Source organism: Aeromonas sp. sif2433 (assembly GCF_019218705.1).
Classification (GTDB): Bacteria; Pseudomonadota; Gammaproteobacteria; order Enterobacterales; family Aeromonadaceae; genus Aeromonas; species Aeromonas encheleia.
On record NZ_JAHUXD010000011.1, the window covers coordinates 1 to 20,648 of the forward strand.

Genomic DNA, 20,648 nt, shown 5'->3' on the forward strand with positions numbered 1-20,648 from the left:
TCAAGGCCGGTACCGGTACCCCGACCGGCAGTGTGCTGGGTAGCCTGACCATCACCACAGATGGCAAGTGGAGCTATGAAGTCGCCAACGACAAGGTGCAGTACCTGAAAGAGGGTGAGACCAAGGTGGAGACCTTCACCGTGCACAGTGCCGATGGCACCAGCCACGAGGTGGTCGTCACCATCAATGGCACCAACGATCTGCCTACCCTGGCCATTTCCAATGGGGCCGTGGTGTCCGAAGAGGGTCTGGCAAACGGGATCGCCGACACGACCGGCAACTCGGATACCACGGATGGCACCAGCATGTCCGGCACCCTGTCCGTCGGTGACGTGGACAGCGGCACGCTTGATATCTCCCTGGGCGGACCCGCAGGGCTAACCTCCGGCGGTGCCGAGGTTCACTGGAACTGGGATGCCGGCAGCAAGACCCTGGTCGGCTATACCGGCACCATGGGAACTGGCGATTACAAAGAGGTGGTCGAGGTCACTCTCACCGCGCCAAATGGCAGCGGCAAGGGGGACTGGTCTTATGATCTGACCCTCAAGGGGCCGCTCGATCACGCTGATGTCACCCTGGAAGACAAGCTGTCGTTCCAGCTGGACGTCAGGGTATCCGATGATCATGGCACCACCACCGGCAAGCTGGATGTCACCGTCGAGGATGATGCCCCCATCGCCGGGGATGCCGCCGCCGTGGCGGTGACCAAGACCGATATTCCCAACCCCCTGACCGGGTTGTTTGACCTGACCAGATACAGCGGCAACAAGCTGAGCCTGGATATGGCTGGCTTTACCATCACCGCCAAGGGCTTTACCTCGGCGACCAACTCAGACCTGATCGATGCCAATGTCAATGGGACTTACTTTGGGCTGGGGGTCTCCAGCGTGGCGGCGCCGAACCTCAATCTCGCCAACGAGATCGATTTCCGCCACTTTGCTAACGGAACTTCCGCTTCCGAAGAGTTGATCGTCAAGCTGGATCCGGGCACCGTCGCCTATGGCGTCAATATCAAGTTCAGCCAGATGTTTGGTGGCGAGCTGGAGAAAGGGGTGGTCGAGTTCTACCGTGACGGCAAGTTGATCGGCACCCAGAGCTTCAGCTCCAACGCTGCTGGCGGCGACTATGCCGGGAACTTCCAGGTGCAGCAGGGTGGCTTCGATACCATGGTGATCAAGGCCACCAACAACGGTAACAATACCTACTCCGACAACAGTGACTTCACCGTGAAGAGCATCGAGTTCCTCGGCTCTACCACGGAACAGGCCATCGCCTATGGCTCCGGCACCGTGGCTCCACAGTGGGGTGCGGACGGCCAGGGGCACCTGCAGCTGCTTGGCTCGTCCGAAACCGGTTTGACCACCGCCACGGGTCAGTCGATCACCACCTCCATGGAGTCGCCCAATACCCTGGTCGGCAAAACCAGCGATGGCACCCTGGTATTCCGTCTGGAGTTCACCCCGGCCACCGGCAAGTGGGAATTCTTCCAGTATCAGAACATGTCCAAGCCGTTCGGCGATGGGGATATCGACTTCCAGTTCAAGGCGGTGGATGCGGATGGCGACGCCAGCACCGGCTCCTTCGCCACCAAGCCGCTGTTCATGCCTATTGTGCAGTCGGTCTCGGCCGACAGCGTGACTGAGGGGGGCAGCCTGCATCACACAGTGACCCTGTCTGACCAGACTCAGGAAACGACCCAGTATGATTTCGCCATCAATGGCAGTGGCGGCCATCCGGCATCCGGCACCGATTGGAGTCGCGCCCAGTTCAGCAATGGGGTGACCTACGACAGCGCCACCGGCAAGCTCACTGTGCCGGCCGGGGTCTCCGGCTTCACCGTGACCATCCCGACGGTGGATGATCGTCTGGTCGAGTCGAACGAAACGCTGACGGTGACTGTGGGTGGCCAGAACGGCACCGGCACCATCATCGACAACGATCGGGCACCGACCACTGTGGGTGGTCACAGCGTCGGGGCGGAAGATCAGCCGCAGGTACTGAAGTGGGCCCAGTTTGGCGCCACTGACGATCAGGCCGCCGGCGATCTCGGCGTGAAGATCGGCACGCTGCCGCTCAATGGCAAGCTGGAGTACCTCAATGCGGCCGGCCAATGGATTGCCGTGAAGGCGGGGGATCTCATCTCCCATGCCGACATCGACAGCGGCCACCTGCGTTTCGTGCCTGGGGCCAACGAGTCGAGCTCCAGCGCCGCCAATGGCCATGGTGCCGATACCGGCAACCTGCATGGGGACTATGCCAGCTTCGACTTCCAGATCAGCGACGGTGCCAACCTCAGCAATGGTGGCAAGCTGGTGATCGATGTGACGGCCGTGGCCGACAAGCCGACGGTCGACATCAGCCTCACGGGCAATGGCATACCGCTTTACAGTCAGAGCTTCCCGAGCGCCGGGATCACCAGCAGCCAGTTCCAGTCAGGCAACTTCAACAAGGGGGCCTTCGGGATCACCAAGACCCTGTCGGACAGTACAACAGGTCAAGATACTGTTGTTGGCACCGCTGGTAACGACTACATGGTTAGCCAGAATGGGGGGGGCGATCACTTTACCGGTGGTCTGGGTAACGACGTACTGGTTGGCGGTAACTCCGCACAGGGAGATACCCTTACCGGCGGTGACGGCGATGACATTTTGGTCGCGGGCCTTGGCCATGATGGCCTCTATGGTGATGCCGGAAATGACATTGCCGTATTGGCGGGCAACCGGGCCGACTATGCGATCAAGAAGGGCACGGGTTATTCGACCAACGATCGCTGGTTCGATTTCAGCGTAAACGAGCATGGCGCCGGGGTGACCAAGGCGCTGCACAGCATCGAGTATGTGCAGTTCGACGATGGCATCTACCGGATTGATCAGAGCACGGGGGAGTTGACCCTGGTGCCGCCGACCGTGGTCGATTATCCGGTTGAGATCAATGCCTCCCTCACGGATCGCGATGGCAGCGAGGTGTTCGATAGCCTGGTGCTGAGCGGCATGCCGCAGGGCGCCCAGCTCTATCACAATAACCAACTGCTGGGCACCGCCGGGGCCGACGGCAAGATCACCCTTGCTGCCGGTAGCGGTCTGTGGAGTGCGGGTGCGCTCGATGTGAAACTGGGCGGGCTGACCCTGCGGGTGCCGGGTGCCGAGGCCGGCCAGGTCGATCTGAGGGTGGAAGCCATCGCCAAGGAGGCGGGCACCGACCAGATCAGCACGGCCACCGATGACGACAGCATCCGCCTGAACTACTTCGGTACTACCGAAGGGGAGCCGGGCGACCAGAACCGGACCTATGGCAGCGAGCACAACATAGTGGTCGGCGATCTGGATGGCAGCGTGGTGCTGCCGGGCCAGAACTACAACATCGCCTTCATGGTCGACAGCTCCGGCAGTATCGGCACCAGCGCCATGGAAACCATGAAGTTACAGCTGACTCAGGTGTTCGCTACCCTCAAGGCCAGCGCGGGTACCGAGGGGGCGGGCAAGGTCAATCTGTTCCTGGTGGACTTTGATTCCCAGGCCAACAAGTCGATCAGCGTGGATCTGAAAGACCCCAACGCCTTGACCAAGTTGCAGGCTGTCATCGATAGCATGGATGGCAGTTATTGGAACGGCGGCGCGACCAACTATGAGGATGTGCTCAAGACCACGTCCAACTGGTTCAACAGCGATGTGGCCAAGAACAATACCAACGCCAAGAATCTGACCTATTTCATCACCGATGGGGCACCTAGCACCTATTTCGATTATGAAAAACTGAATCCGATCGTCAATACGAAGACGAACGAGGGGCTCGATGCGTTCGTCAACGTCAACAATTACGTTAAGGGAGAGGCCTTCTACGCCAACATCGGCGGTGAAAACAGGTTGCTGATTGATGCGAGCGGCAAAGTCTACCAATGGTCATACAGCAGCAACGGCAATCATGGCAATGGCAAATGGAGCTCCACTCCTATCGGTACTCTGCGTGCCCAGGGTGATGGTACCTTCGAGATCTCCACTTCTTACAACGACAATTATTGGGCATTGCAGAATGCGCTGGCCGTGTTGCCACTGCTGGCGGCCAATAACGTGATCTTGCAGGCCATCGGTATTGGCAGCAATGTCTCTATCGCTACCCTGAAACAGTTCGATAGCGACCAGATTGTGCAGTCCAACGTGTCGGCCAACGATTTGGCCAATGCCATCCTGGGCACCTCCATCAACAACCTGCCAGGGGCCGACAAGTTCGATGGCGGGGCTGGCGACGATATCCTGTTCGGTGATGCGGTGCACTTCGCCGGGATCCAGGGGGAAGGCTATGAGGCCATCAAGAGCTATGTGGCGGGTCAGCTTGGCCGCACGGATGTGCTGGATGCCGACGTACACAGTTACATCCAGGGTCATGCCGCCGAATTTGATCAATCCTCCAGCAATGACAAGGCGGATATGCTGATCGGGGGGGATGGCAACGACATCCTGTTCGGTCAGGGTGGCAACGACATTCTGGACGGTGGGGCCGGCAATGACATCCTGTTCGGTGGGGCCGGTGACGATACCTTGTTTGGCGGTCTGGGCAATGACTATCTCTCAGGTGGCAGCGGCAACGACACTCTGTACGGTGGCGTCGGCGACGACAACCTCAGCGGCGGTCTGGGCAACGACATCCTGACCGGGGGACTTGGCAACGACATCCTGAAGGGGGATGCGGGTGCCGATACCTTCAGCTGGATGCAGGGCGACACCACGGCAGGCACGGTAGCCAAGGATTACGTCGTCGACTTCTCCAAGGCGGAGGGGGACAAGCTGGATCTGAGCGATCTGCTGGACCACGATGGCAGCAAGACGGAGAGCTCACTGAAGGGCCTGCTCTCGGTCTTCCAGGACAACGAAGGGGTGCATCTGCAGGTCAAAGAGAGCAGCACTGCCCCGGTCACCCAGGAGATAGTGCTGACGAACCATACCTTCGACAGCCTGACCGGTGGCTCTGCTTCCACCTCCGGGCAAGTCATCGACTACATGCTGAGCAACCATCTGCTGGAGATCGACAAGCACTAACGCCTGTCTGGGATATCTTGTAGCGCTAAGAAGCGGCAGAGCAATCTGCCGCTTCTTTTATGGGTGCAATTCGGTCAGCCCATGAGGCATTCACTAAACAGGGAGAGAGTGGGGAGGCGAGTGGCTCGTCTCTGTCGTCGTATTGCGGGATAAAAACAAGGCGCCGGCTCAGAGGAGCCGGCGCCTTGGGGGTCAGGACCGGGAGTGTTTTATCCGGGGAGCCGCTCAGGCATTGACGTGGGCCAGGCGAGAGTCACGCTGGAAGCAGTTCACCAACAGCAGGAAAGTGGTGATCCCGACGGTACCCAGCACCAGCCAGGGCAGCCAGGGTTGGCCCTGGGCATTGGCGTAGTCGTGCAGGGCACCGCCGCCGACATAGCCGGTCATGCCGCCGAGGGCGAGCCCCAGCCGGCTGAATCCCATGTAGCTGCCGCGGGCGCCGGGTTGCGCCAACTTGGTCATGAGCGTCTCCCGGGCCGGCTCGGCGATGACGATGCCGAGGTAGAAGCAGGCCAGCAGCATGAAGACGGCGGGCAGGGTGGTGGCAAAGGCCACCAGCCCGATGCCGGCGGTCATCAGCAGCACCCCCGCCATCAGCCGGCTCTCCAGCTTGAAGTGGCGCTCGCCGTAACGGGCAAGGGGGTAGAGCAGGGCCAGGGAGATGGCGGTCTCCAGGGTATACATCCAGCCGACCGCCGTGGTGCTGCCCGCCATCTGTTTGACCAGGATGGGGAAGATCAGCATCACCTGCACCCAGAGCGCGTAGTAGCCGCTCAGGATCAGCACCAGCCGGCAGAATGCCTTGTCCGCCAGCACCTGACCGAGACCGGCCCGGATCGGGGTCGGCCGCTGGGAGAGCTTGTAGGGGGGCAGGATCAATAAGTTGCACAGCGCCGCGCAGACAAACAGGCCGGCTCCCAGCAGGCAGACATATTCAAAATCGAAGTTGAGCAGCCAGCTGCCGAGCAGGGCCCCGGCCACGGCGCCGGCGCTCTCCAGCATCATCAGCAGCGAGATGTAGCGACCCCGTTCGTGCGGACGGGTGAACTTGATCACCAGGGCGGCGCGGGGCGGATCGAACAGGCAGCCACCGAGCCCGGAGAGGATGCAGGAGAGGATGAGATCCAGCCCGCTCTGGGCATAGGCCAGGCTGGCAAAACCGGCCGCCCGCAGCAGCATGCCGCCGACGATGAGCGGGCGGGCGCCGAACTTGTCGGCGAGGGAGCCCCCCAGCACGCCGAGCCCCTGCTGGGTCAGCTGACGCAGCCCCAGCGCCAGCCCGACCAACCCGGCCGCCCAGCCAAGCTGATCCACAAACCGCAGGCTGATCATGGGCATCACCACGAAAAATCCCAGGATCACCAAGAGGGAATCCAATGCCAAGAACCACCGCCCCAACCGCCTCGCCCGCTCTACCATGACACTCAAACCCCAGCTTGCATCGATAACATTATTGGATGTGTGTTCACTGCCTGAATGGCGCCGTCACCAAACAGAGCCAAGGACGGAGGTAAGTCCCTGACTCGCTGGCGATCTGCCATATCATGACAATTGATACTGCTATTCTGGGAGGGGGCCAGATATAGTGGTAGCCGACAACTGGCTATATTTCATATTGGATTTGGTTATGGCTATGACGCTCGATGATTTGCAATTACTGCTGGATGTGGTCAACCGTGGCAGCTTCAGCAAGGTGGCGGCCATTCGCGGCTGGTCACAACCCATGGTCAGCCAGCGGATCGCCGTGCTGGAGCAGGAGCTGGGACAGCCGCTGTTTCGCCGTCATCGCCGTGGTGCCACCCCGACCCCGGCCTGCGAGCAGTTTTTGCCTGCCGCGAGCGCGGCCCTGAGCGCACTGGAAAGCGGCCGCCTCGCGATGCAGGGGGCGCCGGCCCTGCCGCGGATCAGGCTCTCCTGCCTGCCCTCGCTGACGACTGTGATGTTCGGCCCGCTGCTGCTGGCCCTGGTGGATGAGGCGTTCGAGATCCGCTGCAACACGGATCACTCCGGCATCATCATGCAGCAGCTGCTGACCGGCGAGACCGACGTCGGCTTCATCCTCAAGTGCCCCGCCATCGCGGGCATCCAGCTCGAGCTGCTCTATCGCTCCCCCATCATCGCCGTGGCCTGTGCCACCCACCCGCTGGCGGGACGCCAGGGGCTGACCCTGCAGGACATCGCCAACGAACGGCTGGCCCCTCAGCAGTGGGGCACAGGTTGTGACGAGCTGATCCTGCAGTTGCGATTGCTGCGCCAGGTGGCGAGCCCGCTGCACGCCATCCAGCCCGCCAGTGCGGCGCGGGAGCTGGCGCTGGAGCACGGCTTCATCACCCTGATGCCGGCGCTCGCCATCAGCCGGGATCTGGAGTTTGGTCGCCTGGTGCGGCTGGATGTGGTGGATCTGCCGCCGGATCACTGGGACGTGATGATGGCCTGGCGCAGCGGCAAGCGGCCGAACCGGGAGAAGGAGCGGGTACTGGAGGCCGCCCGCACCCTGGCCCGGCGCTGGTCGGGCAAGTCCGCATAAAAAAGCGCCGGACATGTCCGGCGCTCAGGGCTGATGAAGATTCAACGGCTCATCAATAGCTGGCCTTGAGACTCACTCCGGAGAAGGCACTGAAGGCACTGAGCTGCACATGCCAGGTGCCCGCCTTGGGCGAATTCAGGGTGCAGGTCTCGGCGTTGCCGCTCTTGTAGGGACGGCAGTCATAGCTGCTGCCGGTCGGCGCCGAGCCGAACTTCACGTAGAGATCCGCATCCCCGCTGCCGCCGCTGCTGGCGACCACCAGCTGGCTCTTGCCGGCCGGAATCTCGATGGTGTAGCTCAGCTTGCCCCCCTTGGCGGCGGCCAGCCCGGTCACCGGTACACCGTTTTGCAGCACGCTGCCGGTCGGCGGCGGTGTGGTGCCACAGCTCGCGTTGACGCCGACCGCGCTGAAGGCGGTGGCCACGTCGGTCAGGCTGTAGCCCAGATCGGTGGCCGCCTTGGTCACGCCACAGGCACCCTGATCGTAGGTGGTGTTGGCGCCCCAGTAGAGGCGGTTGGCCAGCACGAACACCTCGAATGCCTTGCGGGTGTTCCAGCCATTGCTATTGGCCAGCAGGTAGAAGGCGCGGTTGTAGACCCCTGAGCTGTGGTGCACGTCGATGCCGTCATAGTAATCGCTGGCATGGCCGATGGAGCTGCCATCCCGGGTCGGATCCTCGAAGTAGCGCAGCGAGCCGTTGCCCTTGAAGATCTGGGCCCCCACCAGCCAGTCGTTGCTGCCCTTCATGTAGTTCTCGGCCGCTTCCCCCGCCATGTCGGAGAAGGCCTCGTTGATGCCGCCGGACTGACCGGAGTAGACCAACCCCGAGTTCTGCTCGGTGAAGCCGTGGCTCACCTCGTGGGCGGCCACATCCAGGCTCACCAGCGGGTAGAAGGTGGTGGCACCGTCGCCGAAGGTCATCTGGCTGCCGTCCCAGAAGGCGTTCTCGTAGTTGCGGCTGTAGTGCACCCGCATCTTCAGCTTGAAGCTGAGTGGCGCCGTGTTGTACCAGTTGCGGTACATGTCGAACACCACGTTGCCGAAGTAGTGGGCGTCGTTGAGCGGTGAGTAGGCGCCGTTGATCTCCTTGACCGTGTTCTCCGGGCAGGTGAACTGGTGCACGCTGCCGCCGGAGGTCGCGTGGTTGAGGTTGATGGTGTCCACGTTCGGGCTGCTCATGCGGCAGCTGTCATCCACCAGCAGGGGGCCAAAATCCGCGCCGTAGAAATATTTGCCGGTCTTGAGGTTGCCGCCCGGGCCGGTGGCGTCCTTGTGGTTGATCCCCTCCCAGCGCTTGAGCTCGGCGCCGCTCTGGGCATCGACCACCACGAAGGGACGGCTCGGCTGTTCGCTCGCCGCCAGCCAGGAGACCAGGTAGACCAGGCGGGCCTGACCGGCCTCGTCCTGCATCACGAACAGCTTGACCCGCTCGTTGCTGCCCTTGGCACCGGCACGCGCCTTGAGGGCGGCATCGGCGGGGGAGAGGGCGGCGGCGGGGCTGCTCAGGTCGGCATCGATCTGGCGCAGGATCTGGCCGGAGACCTGGCTTACCTGGCCGCCGAGGGACTGCTCGGCTACCAAGCTCTGGCCCCAGACCGGGATGCCGTGCCAGGTCTGCTCATAGCGCACCCGCTGCTGGCCGTTGGGTAGCTTGACTACCCTGACCTGACGAAACTCGCCATCCCCCGCCAGCGCGCTCACTCCGGCGGCACCACTCGGTGCCCCCTGAAGGCCCGCAGCCTGACTCACTTCCACCTGTTGTGCCGCCAAGGCGGCGCTTCCCCAGCAGGCCAGTACCACGGCCAAATAGACTTTGTTCATCTCGTCTTTCCTTAAGTCGATGAAGATTGCACGCCGGGTCCGTTGCCCGGCGTTCCTACACTAGTGCGCCGGTCTGAAATAACTGCCTGTCATATGTGACAGATCAGCAGAAAGGGATAGCAGGATCGACTGCTGCGTCCATTCCATCCCGTGTAATGACGGGATGCTGGCGCGTTATGCCAAAGAAAGAGGTGAATGCGGATCCTGCGAAATGGCGGCCCAAGCGGGCCCGTCCATATGGGGGTTGCCTGTCGGTGCAAGGTGTAGAAAGCCCTTGGCAGACAATGGCTTGATTGACTACAGTGGCTCACGGATGACCCTCTGACGGTCATCATCGGAGGAGGATGGATGTTTTCATGGCAACTGGATGACGAACTGGCGCTCTTGTTCCTGCAGCCCGACATGGCCAGCGAACTCTTTGGTCTGTGCCAACGCAATCGCGACTACCTGACCCAGTGGCTGCCCTGGCCGCCGCTTATCCAGCAGCCGGCAGACAGCGCCACCTTCATCCGCCACGCCATCGAGAAGTTCGCGCGCGGCGAGGGGTTGACCACCGCCATCGAGTATCAGGGGGAGGTGGTCGGCGTCATCGGCTACAACCAGATCGATCAGGCGCTGGCCAAGGTTACCATCGGCTACTGGCTGGCCGAGCGCTGGCAGGGCAACGGCATCATCACCCGGGCCTGTCAGGCCTTGATCCATCACGCCTTCGAGGAGATGGGGATGGAGAAGGTGGAGATCAGCGCCGCGCAGGAGAACGAACCGAGCCGGGCTGTCTGTGAGCGGCTCGGCATGCAGCAGGAGGGGATCACCCGGCGGGCGGAGCGGCTGGCGGATCGGGTGGTGGACCACGTCCGCTACGGCCTGCTGCGCGACGACTGGCTCATGCAGAGGGACCATTGATGGTGCTGCCGCATATCGTCACCCCCCGCAGCCAGCTGACCATACTGCCCCCGGAGCGGGCCTCCCTGATGCTGGATTTTTACCAGCGCAACCGGGCGCACCTGATGGCCTGGGAGCCAAGGCGCGACGAGGATTTCTATACCCTGAGCCATTGGCACGGCCGCCTGCGTGACGGCTACGGCCAGTTTTTCGACGGCAGCGCCGTGCAACTGGTGGCGCTCGATCCCCGGGGGGAGCGGGTGCTCGCCACCTGCAACTTCACTCACATCCTGATGGGCATGTTCAAGGCCTGTCACCTCGGTTACGCCGTCGATGAGGAGCACCAGGGGCAGGGGTTGATGCAGGAGGTGCTGACCGCCGCCATCGACCATCTGTTTCGGGAGCACGGCCTGCACCGCATCATGGCCAGCTACATGCCCGCCAACCGGCGCAGCGGTGCCCTGCTCGAGCGTCTCGGCTTCGAGCGGGAGGGGTACGCCCGGGATTACCTGATGATCAATGGCCGCTGGGAGGATCATGTCCTCACCGCGCTGATCAACCCGGCGGGATAGACTGGTGTGTGGCCGGCATTACCATGGTCAGCCATATGTCGGTCAATCAACCCGCGCAGTGGTTCCAATTGGTCGTACCAGATGTGATTGCGACGGCTTTTTCACGATAAGCCGGCACTATCTGTGCGCATCTCATACCCCTGACCATAAAAGCGTGTAAAATTGCGCCCTGAATTTTCCCGGTCAGCAGCAGCTGGCCGCGACTCCATACTTGCAAGGCTGACATTGTGACAGAAGTAGATAGATTCGCGGATATTCGCCCCTATCGCGATGATGAAGTGCCGGCTGCCATCGAGCGGCTGATCCAGGATGATGAGTTTATCGGCGCCATCGCCAAGTACCGTTTCGGCTCCCTGATGAGCTGGTTGGGTTGGGCCATTCGCCCGCTGATCCGCCAGTTCCTGCGCCACAAGTGGGCCAAGGTCACCACGGTTCGTCAGGTACAGTTGGGGGTCACCCGCTACATGGCCCGCATGATCGCCACCTCCACCCAAGGCGTGACCTTCTCCGGTCTCGAGCACCTGAAAAAGGAGCAGGGCTATCTGTTTGTCTCCAACCACAGGGACATCGCCATGGATCCGGCGTTCGTCAACTGGGGGCTGCACACCCACGGTTTTGACACCGTGCGCATCGCCATCGGTGACAACCTGCTGCGCAAACCCTGCGCCACCGAGCTGATGAAGCTCAACAAGAGCTTCATCGTCAAGCGCTCCGCCAAGGGGCCACGGGAGATGATGAAGGCCCTCGGCGAGCTGTCGGCCTACATCGGCCAGTCGGTGCACGAAGGCCACTCCATCTGGATCGCTCAGAAGGAAGGGCGCGCCAAGAACGGCGACGACAAGACGGATCCGGCCATCCTCAAGATGTTCTACGTGGACGGCAAGAAGCAGAAGCTGGACTTCGTCGACTACATGCGCAGCCTCAACATAGTGCCGGTCAGCATCAGCTACGAGGTGGATCCCACCGACAAGGCCAAGGCGCGCGAGCTGTACGAGAAGTCGGTCAACGGCAGCTACGAGAAGGGCGAGTTCGAGGATATCGAGAGCATAGTCGCCGGCATCGTCGGCCAGAAGGGGCGGGTACATGTATCCTTCGGCGCCCCCATCACCGAGGGCTTCAGCGATCCGGACGAGCTGGCGGCGCTGATCGACAAGGCCATCTGGAGCAGTTACCGTCTCTTCCCGGGCAACTATCTGGCCGCCGATGTGCCCGGCAAGGCCAGCACCATAGAGCAGACAGCCTTCCTGACCCGCCAGTCGGAGGTGCCAGAAGAGCACAAGGCCCTCTGGCGTGCCATGTATGCGAAGCCGGTTGAGAACGCCAACAAGGTTTGAATGACACCTAAGGTGCGAAAAAACGGGAGCTGATGCTCCCGTTTTTGCGTCTGGTCAAAGTTGGCGGCAATCGACTAGTGAATAATATTGTTTCAGCTGGTACGATCATCTGGTGAATGAGCGGGTATCTCTTGGCAAGGAGCGGGCGACTGTGCAACAGTGACCCAACGTCAACGAGATGACTCATACTCTTCTCGGTCTGCATGGATGGCAGACGGCGCTAGACAAGGACCTTTAACGGGTCCTTTTTCATTGGTAGACAAAGATAGACCACGGATACACCTAAGGATGCGCATCTCATGATCACCGGCAGTCTGGATACCTTGCAACGCACCCCCTTGCCCGCCCCGCTGGCTCGCATCATGGCCGAGGTGGTGAAAGATGTGGCGCACTGGCGGGATGCCCCGCTCGGCAAGCGCGAGATCGATGGCCTGCGGCTGTTCTGTCTGGTGAGCGAGGAGCCGACCGAGCCGGTTGCGGCCCGTCGCGGCGAGTTTCATGAGCAGTATCTGGATATCCAGCTGCTGTTGCATGGTGCGGAGTGGATCGGCGTGGGGCCCCATGCCTACCGGAACGACGATGCCGATCACCCCCATCCCGATCTCTGGTTCGTCGCAGACGAACAGACCAGTTATCTGGCGTTGCAGCCCGGCGACTTTGCCATCTTCTGGCCGGGAGAACTGCATCGCCCTCTCTGTACCCTGACCACCCCGAGCCCGGTGAAGAAACTGGTGGTCAAGGTTCATAAAGATCTGCTGACCGGATGTTAGTCAGCAGCGCGGGGGTTTAGGCTCCCGCCCACGACGAGGCCGTTTCGGATGAACGGTGGCTGGTCCCGCATTGAAGACTCGATGAGTGCGCCAGAGCCTGTAGCCGGCACTCACTGCATTGAAAAATTGGGCGCACCCTTCTGCGACCATAAAGCCCCCGGCAGGGGAATCCCATCCATGTTGGATGACACGACACTGTCGGCGTAAAGCCGAAGCACAGGAAGATGTAGAACATGAGCAAGTTGGTATTGATCCTTAACTGCGGTAGCTCTTCCCTGAAATTTGCCGTAATGGACGCTGAAACAGGTGAGGACATGCTGTCCGGCCTGGCCGAATGTTTCAATCTGGATGATGCACGTATCAAATGGAAACTCCATGGGGTCAAGGGTGAAGCCATGCTGGGAGCGGGCGCCGCTCACCAGGCCGCCCTCGACCATATCGTGACCCAGATCCTGCCCCTGGATCCTACCCTCTCCGAGCAGTTGGTGGCCATAGGTCACCGCATCGTACACGGTGGCGAGCAGTTCTCCCGCTCAGTGCGCATCGATGACGGCGTGATCGCTGGTATCGAGGCCGCCATCCCGTTCGCGCCGCTGCACAACCCGGCTCACCTCATCGGCATCCGTGCCGCGCTCAAGGTCTTCCCGGCCCTGGCCGAGAAGAACGTGGCCGTGTTCGACACCGCCTTCCACCAGACCCTGCCGCAAGAGGCCTATCTCTACGCGCTGCCGTACAAGCTCTATGAGGAGCATGCCATCCGTCGCTACGGCGCCCACGGCACCTCCCACCGCTTCATCGCTGAAGAGACCGCCAAGGCGCTGGGCAAGCCGCTCGGCGAGTTGAACCTGATCAACTGCCACCTGGGCAACGGCGCCTCCGTCTGTGCCATCCGTAACGGTGAGTCCGTCGACACCTCCATGGGGCTGACCCCGCTGGAAGGGCTGGCGATGGGCACCCGCAGTGGCGACATCGATCCTGCCGTGGTCTTCTTCATGCACGACCAGCTCGGTTACAGCGTGGATCAGATCAACCACTGCCTCACCCGCGAGTCCGGCCTGCTGGGCCTGACCGAGGTGAGCAGCGACTGCCGCTATGTCACCACCAACTATGCCACCGACGCCGGTGCCAAGCGGGCGCTGGATGTCTTCACCTACCGGGTGGCCAAGTACGTCGGCGCCTATGCCGCCGCCATGGACGGTCGCCTCGACGCCCTGGTGTTCACCGGTGGCATAGGTGAGAACGCCGCCATGGTGCGCGAGATGGTGCTGGAGCGGCTGGCGCTGTTCGGCTTCAAGGTCGACAAGGACGCCAACAACGCCGCCGTGCTGGGCGGTGAGGGTCCCATCACCACCGCCGACAGCCGCCTGGCGCTGGTGATGCCCACCAACGAAGAGCTGGTCATCGCCCGCGATGCCCTGAGCCTGGTCGGCTAAGGCCCCCTCGCGCTGAATCAACGCCCGGCCCGTGCCGGGCGTTGTCGTTTCTGGCGCCGATTGAGCGGCTTGTCATTTGACATGAGGTGGCAGATACGTACCCTGACGGCAGTTTCACGTAGCGGAGATAGGGATGAAGGAGACATTTTTTCACTGGTTAACCGGCATGGGGGTCGAGGTCAGCAGCCTGATGGCTCTGGTGATCGCCCTGGGCTTCATCGTCCTCACCTCGCTGCTGCTGCACCTGGTGCTGCACCGCATCCTGCTGGTGCGCCTGGTGGGACTGCTCGGCAAGACCAAGCAGATGTGGCTGCCACCCCAGCTGCAACAGCGGCTGTTCTACCGGCTCGCCCTGGTGCTGCAGGGGGCCGTGCTGCTCGGTCAGGCCGAGATCTGGCTGCCCAAGGCCTCGGACAGCCTGCAACTGATCGAGATGCTGGCCCAGCTCTGGATCCTGCTGTTCCTGCTGCTCTCCCTGTTTGCCCTGCTCGACTGCATGTTGTCCCTGAGCCGCTACACCCGGCTGGGACGGGATCTGCCCCTGCGCGGCATCTTCCAGGGGGTCAAGCTGGTAGGCAGCATCCTGGTCGGCATCCTGATGATCGCCCTGCTGCTCGGCAAGTCACCGCTGTTCCTGTTCAGCGGCCTGGGGGCCATGACCGCGGTGCTGATGTTGGTGTTCAAGGACCCCATCCTCGGCTTGGTGGCGGGGATCCAGCTCTCGGCCAACCGCATGCTGAGCGTCGGTGACTGGCTGCAGATGGACAAGTACGGCGCCGACGGTGAGGTGATCGACATAGGTCTCACCACGGTCAAGGTGTCGAACTGGGACAAGACCATCACCACCATCCCCACCTATGCGCTGATCTCGGATTCGTTCAAGAACTGGCAGGGGATGACGGAGTCCGGCGGCCGCCGCATCAAGCGCAGCGTCAACATCGACATGACCAGCGTGCGCTTCCTGACCGCAGACGAGCAGCTGACACTCAAGCAGGCCAAATTGCTGGCGCCCTACCTCAGCCGCAAGCAGCAGGAGCTGAGCAGCTACAACCAGCAGCTCAGCGATGCGATCAGCTGCCCCATCAACGGTCGCCACCTCACCAACCTCGGCACCCTGCGCGCCTATCTGGATGCCTACTTGCGGGCCCACCCCAGCATCCGCAAGGACATGACGCTGATGGTGCGCCAGTTGGCACCGACCAGCGAGGGGATACCCCTTGAGATCTACTGCTTCACCGCGACCACCGCCTGGGCCGACTACGAGGGGATCCAGGCCGATATTTTCGACCACATATTTGCCATTATTGGGCAATTTCATCTGCGGTTGCATCAATCGCCCACAGGTTACGACATGCGTGCCTGGCAAGGCGCCGCCACGGGCAACAGCTAGGGTCTATGGGGAGCGCGCGGGGCTGACAATCCTGCGCGGATAAGCCCATTTGCCGGTTGAATTTTTGCCCGCAGAGGAGAAAAATGGCGGCCTTCTCTTCGCCCCGGGATGGCACCGCCTATCCCGGCCGGGCCCAGAGTCTCGAATCACCCCATTCATCACAGGAAAGTTATGAAGCTCCTCCACAAAACTGCGGCCATGCTGTGCTGCAGCCTCGTCCTGAGCGCCACGCCTGCGCTTGCTGTCGAATATGCCCTGCCTGCGGCCAACAGCCGCCTGGTGGGTGAAAATCTGGAATACGTGGTGCCGGTAGAAGAGGCGGGCCAGCCTCTGGAAGCGGTCGCGGCCAAGTTCCAGCTGGGATTGACCAACATGCTCGAGGCCAACCCCAAGGCGGACCCGTTGCTGCTGCAGGCCGGTGAGACGCTGATCGTGCCCCATCAGCTGATCCTGCCGGATGCCCCGCGCGAGGGGATAGTGCTGAACGTGGCCGAGATGCGCCTCTACTACTACCCCAAGGGCAAGCAGGTGGTGCAAGTGCTGCCCATCGGCATCGGCCAGCTCGGCACCGATACCCCTGAGAACTGGGTGACCAGCGTGCAGCGCAAGAAGGCGGGCCCGACCTGGACCCCGACCGCCAAGATGCACGCCGAGTATGCCGCCCGTGGCGAGCCCCTGCCGGCGGTCTGGCCGGCCGGCCCGGACAACCCCATGGGGCTGTTCGCGCTCTACATCGGCAAGATGTACGCCATCCACGGCACCAATGCCCAGTTCGGCATCGGTCTGCGGGTGAGCCACGGCTGCGTGCGGCTGCGCAACGAAGACATCGAATACCTGTTCAAGCAGGTACCGGTCGGTACCCGGGTGCAGTTCGTGAACCAGCCGATCAAGGCCTCGGTCGAGCCTGATGGCCGCCGCTATCTGGAAGTGCACCAGCCGCTGTCCCGCAGTCAGGAGGAGTTCAACTCCAGCCTGCCGGCCCCGCTGCCCATCACCCCGGCGGTGACCCGCTTCATCGCCCATGCCGACAGCGATTCCCAGCTGATCAAGCAGGCGCTGGAACAGCGCAGCGGCATGCCCATCGCCATCAGTCGTTGAGCCTGCCGTCATCGATATCGAGCCCCGGCCTAGGCCGGGGCTTTTTTGTGGCCCAGAGCAAGCTGGCAGTCAGGATAAGTCGTTGCTGTAGTGGCAGAATGTTCGGCTAATTCATCCTTGAGTAGTTGCTTAGTTAAGGGTGAAACGTTTTCATTGTGTTTTTTATTTGTTAAAAACAGTTGAGCTTAGTGTATCTGCTGATTACTCTAGGCCGGTTTTTAAGGAAGAGCCCGTCGTGAGAACGGGTACAAGAGTCACATAACGGAGTTTTGCATGACAGCTAGCACCCCAATGCTTATCACCTTCCTGGTGTATATCCTCGGGATGGTCCTGATCGGCTTCATCGCCTATCGCGCCACCCGCAACTTTGACGATTACATTCTCGGCGGCCGCCGTATGGGCAGCTGGGTCACCGCGCTCTCCGCCGGGGCCTCCGACATGAGTGGCTGGCTGTTGATGGGCTTGCCGGGCGCCGTCTTCATCGGCGGTATCTCCGAGAGCTGGATCGCCATCGGCCTCACCATAGGCGCCTACTTCAACTGGCGCTGGGTGGCCGGTCGGCTGCGGGTTCACACCGAGAAGAACCGCAACGCCCTGACCCTGCCGGACTACTTCACCTACCGCTTCGAGGACAAGAGCCGGGTGCTGCGCATCCTCTCCGCCCTGGTGATCCTGCTGTTCTTCACCATCTACTGCGCCTCCGGCGTGGTGGCGGGGGCCCGCCTGTTCGAGAGCACCTTCGGCATGAGCTATGACACCGCCCTTTGGGTCGGCGCCGCGGCCACCATCACCTACACCTTCTTCGGCGGCTTCCTCGCGGTGAGCTGGACCGATACGGTGCAGGCCACCCTGATGATCTTCGCCCTGATCCTGACCCCGGTGTTCGTCATCATCGCCGTCGGCGGCATCGACACCGCCATGGTGCAGGTGGCGGCGCAGAATGCCAGCAACCTCGACATGTTCAAGAATCTGGACTTCATCGCCATCATCTCCCTGATGGCCTGGGGCCTGGGCTACTTCGGCCAGCCCCACATACTGGCGCGCTTCATGGCGGCGGATTCCCACCACTCCATGGCCAGCGCCCGTCGCATCAGCATGACCTGGATGGTGCTCTGCCTCGGCGGCGCCGTGGCCATCGGCTTCTTCGGCCTGGCCTACTTCTCCACCTTCACGGAGCAGGCTGCCGGCGTCACCGCCAACCCGGAGCGGGTCTTCATCGAGCTCTCCAAGATCCTGTTCAACCCCTGGATTGCCGGTGTGTTGCTCTCCGCCATCCTGGCGGCGGTGATGAGCACGCTAAGCTGCCAGCTGCTGGTCTGCTCCAGCGCCATCACTGAGGATCTCTACAAGCCGTTCCTGCGCAAGAACGCCTCCCAGAAAGAGCTGGTGTGGGTCGGTCGCGCCATGGTGCTGGTGATTTCGCTCATCGCCATCGCAGTGGCCGTGAACCCGGAGAACCGGGTGCTGGGGCTGGTGAGCTACGCCTGGGCCGGCTTCGGTGCCGCCTTCGGTCCCGTGGTGCTGCTCTCGGTGCTCTGGTCGCGGATGACCCGCAACGGCGCCTTGGCCGGCATGCTGGTCGGTGCCCTGACCGTCATCGTCTGGAAGCAGTTCGGCTGGCTGGGGCTGTATGAAATCATCCCGGGCTTCGTCTTCTCCGGTCTGGCGATCCTGGTGTTCAGCCTGCTGGACAAGGCGCCCTCCAAGGCCATGCTGGATCGCTTCGACGAGGCAGAGCGTGAGTTCCAGACCTCGCCGGATGCGGTGGGCGAGCCGGTCATTGCACGCTGAATCAAGCACGCTGAATGAAAAAAGCCCCGCATCGCGGGGCTTTTTTATGAATGTATTTTACTCGGCGCTGGCCTTGCCCTGCGCCTGGCATTGCAGGGGTGGCTCGCCGTAACGCTCCAGGGTGGCGTCCTTGCCCTTGGTCAGGAGGCTGAGGTTTTGCCCCTCGTAGCGGGCACCGCTGGCAACGGGGACGCCGAGCGCCAGCACCTGCTGATCCGGGTCCAGATTGATGACGGCGGCGGGGATCTTGGCGTCTTGGTAGAAGTAGGTGGTCAGCCTCAGCTTGTCGCCACATTGATAGAGCACGGGGGAGGGCACCACCAACTGGCCGCCCTTGATCTGCAGCTCGGTGATGCGAGTCTGATAGCTGGCGTCGATGCACTTGCGCGGATCCGTGTCTTTCCAGCACTCGTTGCGGCCCTTGATCCAGCCGCGCTGCATCGCCTTCTCGGTCTTCGCCTGTTCGGCCGAGAGGTTGCTCATCGCCTTGGGATAGAGGGTCGCGAGCTGGTTATCCAGCGCAGCCAGCCCGGCATCCTGGCAGATAAGCTGCTCGGTGGTGCCGTGGGCCTTGGCGCAGTCGAAGGAGGGGGTGGCGGCACTGGCCAACAGCGGCATGAGGGAGAGGGTGCCAAGCAACATCTTGTTCATCGGAAAGGCTCCAGCAAGAGGGGATTCCCACTTACTACAACACAAGGGCGCCGGGCCGCCGAGGACTTTTTCACCCCAGGCAAGCTTGCCCGTCTCTCTGGACCCCGTTGCCGACAACACCCGTCATCAGGGCCACGGCAGACAGGCTGCCGTGGCCTTTGCTTATGTGAGTCGCCGCACCAGCCTCTGCGCATCATGGCGGGCCGCGGCCGCCGCCCGGCCCAGCCAGCGCTGTCGCTCCCGCTCGCTGGCGGTATGGACAGGCCCCAGATGCTGGCGATGGGTCAGCCTGATGCCACAGAGCCCCAGCACGGGCTTGTCGAGGGTGCGCTCGACGGGGGAGCCCAGCCACCAGCGGTAGTACCAGGCAGGGCTGTCCATGGTGAGCAGCAGGCGCGCCGTCTTGCCAGCGAGCAGGCGCTCGGGAAGGGCCTTGCCCTTCTGATAGCGAAAGGCGAATCCCGAGAGCAGCACCCTGTCCAGCAACCCCTTGAGCCGGGCCGGCAGGTGGCCCCACCAGAGGGGGGCGACGATCACCAGATGCTGGGCCTGCTTCAGGCTCTGTTGCAATGCCAGCAGATCGGGCTCGAGGGGCTGCAACTCGTCATAGCCATGGTGCAGATCCGGCTCGAAGGCGAGCTCCCCCACGTGATGCAGGGTGACCTCTGCGCCGCCCTTCTCGGCGCTGCGAGCATACTCCCGGGCCAGGGCATGGCAGAGGCTGTCGGGTTTGGGGTTGCCGTTGATGATAAGCAGCTTGGGTGTCATGGCGTGGCTCCTGATGAAGTGAGCCCCCATTACACCCCTTGTCCCATAGGGCAGAGTCAAGCCACCTTGTGCGCCCGTCCTGCAAGCCCTTGCTCAGCCTGTGGGAGCGGCTCGGTCTGGCCGGGGGCGCCATAGCGGCAGGGGTGCTGCGCCAGCAGCGCGGCGCACTGGGTCAGGGAGTGGTGCTGGTGCTGCAGCCTTGCCACCTCTGCCGCGATCTGGGCCAGCTTGCCCGCGATAAGCTGCTCCACCTTCTGCCAGGGAAACTGGGCGAGACTGGTGAGGCCTGCCAGCAAGGGGACAAGCTCGCTCAGCTTGCAGCCGAGCTGCTGAGCCTGGCGAATAAAGCCGACCCACTCCAGATCCTCAGCCCGGTAGACGCGATACTTGCCGCGCCGCCTGGGCTCGGGCAGCAGCCCGAGCTGCTCGTAGAGACGGACTGCCTTGGGTGTGGTGCCCGCCAGCCGGGCAAATTCGCCGATATACATACTGCTGCTCGCAAAGGTTGTTCGAGTAGGGGCTCACTATAGGCCAGTGGCAGGGGGGATTGAATCCCCGTGGGGGAGGGACGCACCAT

At 62.3% G+C, this 20,648-nt stretch carries 15 protein-coding genes; 10 read left to right on the plus strand and 5 right to left on the minus strand.

What is annotated here, in order from left to right; all coding sequences use genetic code 11:
* A partial coding sequence (locus tag KW825_RS16240) for a VCBS domain-containing protein (RefSeq protein ID WP_218329796.1) occupies positions 1 to 5,033 on the plus strand: 5,033 nt, incomplete at its 5' end.
* A 225-nt stretch (positions 5,034 to 5,258) separates the two neighbouring features.
* Here the strand turns inward: KW825_RS16240 and mdtH are convergent.
* Entirely contained in the window at positions 5,259 to 6,452 is a 1,194-nt protein-coding gene (mdtH, locus tag KW825_RS16245; protein ID WP_218290807.1) for a multidrug efflux MFS transporter MdtH, read from the minus strand.
* A 208-nt stretch (positions 6,453 to 6,660) separates the two neighbouring features.
* On the opposite strand from mdtH, the gene KW825_RS16250 reads away from it, so the two are divergent.
* Positions 6,661 to 7,560, plus strand: coding sequence for a LysR family transcriptional regulator (locus KW825_RS16250; RefSeq protein ID WP_218290446.1), 900 nt, complete (start codon positions 6,661 to 6,663; stop codon positions 7,558 to 7,560).
* 52 nt (positions 7,561 to 7,612) lie between these two features.
* Here KW825_RS16250 and KW825_RS16255 read toward each other — a convergent pair whose 3' ends face one another.
* On the minus strand, positions 7,613 to 9,382 hold the full coding sequence (locus KW825_RS16255) for a M4 family metallopeptidase (RefSeq protein WP_218329797.1): 1,770 nt from the start codon (positions 9,380 to 9,382) through the stop codon (positions 7,613 to 7,615).
* Positions 9,383 to 9,730: 348 nt separating this feature from the next.
* On the opposite strand from KW825_RS16255, the gene KW825_RS16260 reads away from it, so the two are divergent.
* From KW825_RS16260 to putP, 8 genes are all read left to right on the plus strand, one after another.
* Positions 9,731 to 10,285: a GNAT family N-acetyltransferase gene (locus tag KW825_RS16260; RefSeq protein WP_218329798.1), complete on the plus strand. Its 555-nt coding sequence runs from the start codon at positions 9,731 to 9,733 to the stop codon at positions 10,283 to 10,285.
* Positions 10,285 to 10,836: a GNAT family N-acetyltransferase gene (locus KW825_RS16265; protein ID WP_042651642.1), complete on the plus strand. Its 552-nt coding sequence runs from the start codon at positions 10,285 to 10,287 to the stop codon at positions 10,834 to 10,836. The genes KW825_RS16260 and KW825_RS16265 overlap by 1 nt, the downstream gene beginning before the upstream one ends.
* A 227-nt stretch (positions 10,837 to 11,063) precedes the next feature.
* Entirely contained in the window at positions 11,064 to 12,170 is a 1,107-nt protein-coding gene (locus KW825_RS16270) for a 1-acyl-sn-glycerol-3-phosphate acyltransferase (protein ID WP_042651643.1), read from the plus strand.
* Positions 12,171 to 12,469: 299 nt separating this feature from the next.
* Complete coding sequence (locus KW825_RS16275) at positions 12,470 to 12,940, plus strand: YhcH/YjgK/YiaL family protein (protein ID WP_218329799.1); 471 nt, start codon at positions 12,470 to 12,472, stop codon at positions 12,938 to 12,940.
* A 233-nt stretch (positions 12,941 to 13,173) separates the two neighbouring features.
* Positions 13,174 to 14,373 (plus strand): acetate kinase, encoded by a 1,200-nt coding sequence (locus KW825_RS16280; RefSeq protein WP_218329800.1) that lies wholly within the window; start codon positions 13,174 to 13,176, stop codon positions 14,371 to 14,373.
* A gap of 133 nt (positions 14,374 to 14,506) precedes the next feature.
* On the plus strand, positions 14,507 to 15,763 hold the full coding sequence (locus tag KW825_RS16285; protein ID WP_218329801.1) for a mechanosensitive ion channel family protein: 1,257 nt from the start codon (positions 14,507 to 14,509) through the stop codon (positions 15,761 to 15,763).
* A 171-nt stretch (positions 15,764 to 15,934) separates the two neighbouring features.
* Positions 15,935 to 16,861, plus strand: a complete 927-nt coding sequence (locus tag KW825_RS16290; RefSeq protein ID WP_218329802.1) for a L,D-transpeptidase family protein — start codon at positions 15,935 to 15,937, stop codon at positions 16,859 to 16,861.
* A 273-nt stretch (positions 16,862 to 17,134) separates the two neighbouring features.
* Positions 17,135 to 18,652 carry a sodium/proline symporter PutP gene (putP, locus tag KW825_RS16295; protein ID WP_218329803.1) on the plus strand — a complete coding sequence of 506 codons (1,518 nt, stop codon included), beginning with the start codon at positions 17,135 to 17,137 and terminating at the stop codon, positions 18,650 to 18,652.
* A 57-nt stretch (positions 18,653 to 18,709) separates the two neighbouring features.
* Here putP and KW825_RS16300 read toward each other — a convergent pair whose 3' ends face one another.
* From KW825_RS16300 to KW825_RS16310, 3 genes are all read right to left on the minus strand, one after another.
* The gene (locus KW825_RS16300) at positions 18,710 to 19,303 is read right to left on the minus strand and encodes an MliC family protein (protein ID WP_218290455.1); all 594 of its coding nucleotides are present in this window, start codon (positions 19,301 to 19,303) and stop codon (positions 18,710 to 18,712) included.
* A gap of 162 nt (positions 19,304 to 19,465) precedes the next feature.
* On the minus strand, positions 19,466 to 20,071 hold the full coding sequence (locus KW825_RS16305; protein ID WP_218329804.1) for an NAD(P)H-dependent oxidoreductase: 606 nt from the start codon (positions 20,069 to 20,071) through the stop codon (positions 19,466 to 19,468).
* Between the two features lie 56 nt (positions 20,072 to 20,127).
* Positions 20,128 to 20,559, minus strand: a complete 432-nt coding sequence (locus KW825_RS16310) for a MerR family transcriptional regulator (RefSeq protein WP_042651750.1) — start codon at positions 20,557 to 20,559, stop codon at positions 20,128 to 20,130.
* Positions 20,560 to 20,648: the final 89 nt, after the last annotated feature.

Bases quoted from the DNA above. Each gene is read 5' to 3' on its own strand.
- mdtH (WP_218290807.1), bottom strand. From the start codon at position 6,452: ATGGTAGAGCGGGCGAGGCGGTTGGGGCGGTGGTTCTTGGCATTGGAT.
- KW825_RS16250 (WP_218290446.1), top strand. From the start codon at position 6,661: ATGGCTATGACGCTCGATGATTTGCAATTACTGCTGGATGTGGTCAAC.
- KW825_RS16255 (WP_218329797.1), bottom strand. From the start codon at position 9,382: ATGAACAAAGTCTATTTGGCCGTGGTACTGGCCTGCTGGGGAAGCGCC.
- KW825_RS16260 (WP_218329798.1), top strand. From the start codon at position 9,731: ATGTTTTCATGGCAACTGGATGACGAACTGGCGCTCTTGTTCCTGCAG.
- KW825_RS16265 (WP_042651642.1), top strand. From the start codon at position 10,285: ATGGTGCTGCCGCATATCGTCACCCCCCGCAGCCAGCTGACCATACTG.
- KW825_RS16275 (WP_218329799.1), top strand. From the start codon at position 12,470: ATGATCACCGGCAGTCTGGATACCTTGCAACGCACCCCCTTGCCCGCC.
- KW825_RS16280 (WP_218329800.1), top strand. From the start codon at position 13,174: ATGAGCAAGTTGGTATTGATCCTTAACTGCGGTAGCTCTTCCCTGAAA.
- KW825_RS16285 (WP_218329801.1), top strand. From the start codon at position 14,507: ATGAAGGAGACATTTTTTCACTGGTTAACCGGCATGGGGGTCGAGGTC.
- KW825_RS16290 (WP_218329802.1), top strand. From the start codon at position 15,935: ATGAAGCTCCTCCACAAAACTGCGGCCATGCTGTGCTGCAGCCTCGTC.
- putP (WP_218329803.1), top strand. From the start codon at position 17,135: ATGACAGCTAGCACCCCAATGCTTATCACCTTCCTGGTGTATATCCTC.
- KW825_RS16300 (WP_218290455.1), bottom strand. From the start codon at position 19,303: ATGAACAAGATGTTGCTTGGCACCCTCTCCCTCATGCCGCTGTTGGCC.
- KW825_RS16305 (WP_218329804.1), bottom strand. From the start codon at position 20,071: ATGACACCCAAGCTGCTTATCATCAACGGCAACCCCAAACCCGACAGC.
- KW825_RS16310 (WP_042651750.1), bottom strand. From the start codon at position 20,559: ATGTATATCGGCGAATTTGCCCGGCTGGCGGGCACCACACCCAAGGCA.